This is a genomic window from Streptomyces luteosporeus (assembly GCF_039532865.1).
GTDB classification, from domain to species: Bacteria; Actinomycetota; Actinomycetes; order Streptomycetales; family Streptomycetaceae; genus Streptomyces; species Streptomyces luteosporeus.
Map to the genome: position 1 here is coordinate 1 of NZ_BAAASL010000079.1, position 560 is coordinate 560.

The following is a 560-nucleotide window of genomic DNA, read 5'->3' on the forward strand; positions in this document are numbered from 1 at the left end:
TGCGGATTGCCGTTGTCTTCCTAAGACCGCTTGGCCTCCGACTTAAGAGATTATAAACTTCCTAAAGGAACAAATTCAGGAAATAAGCAAAACATTCGAAGTTGAAGCCATAGACATAGGAGTAGATAAGGATCACTTCCACATGTTATTCAAGGCAAAACCAACCCTAAATATACCCAGGTACGTGAACGCAATCAAGACCATCACGTCTAGAGAAATACAGAGAAGGTTCCCACAAGTAAAGGAAAAACTGTGGAAAGGACACTTCTGGTCACCTTCCTACTTCCTAGCAACGAGCGGACAAGTAACACTGGAGGTACTGAAAAAATATGTGGAGAGCCAAGGAGAAGAATGACAAGACCCAACTCTCATTCAAGTACAAGATTTACCCAACGAGAGAAGTAGAGGAGAAACTAATCAAAGTGATGCAAATTGAGGCTAAAGTATACAATGCCTTGCTAGACGTGATAAACAACGCGAGGAAAGAAGGGAAAAAGATAACACCTAAAGACACTCAAAACATGCTGAAAGAGTTGAAAATAGAAGGGAAGGAACTAGTT

At 41.1% G+C, this 560-nt stretch carries 2 protein-coding genes; both read left to right on the forward strand.

Annotated elements, in window-relative coordinates:
- Positions 1-109 precede the first annotated feature (109 nt).
- Positions 110-355 (forward strand): IS200/IS605 family transposase, encoded by a 246-nt coding sequence (gene tnpA / locus ABD361_RS30795; RefSeq protein WP_425583377.1) that lies wholly within the window; start codon positions 110-112, stop codon positions 353-355.
- The coding region (locus ABD361_RS30520; RefSeq protein ID WP_344440234.1) for a helix-turn-helix domain-containing protein at positions 330-560 on the forward strand (231 nt) is incomplete at its 3' end. The genes tnpA and ABD361_RS30520, both read left to right, overlap by 26 nt.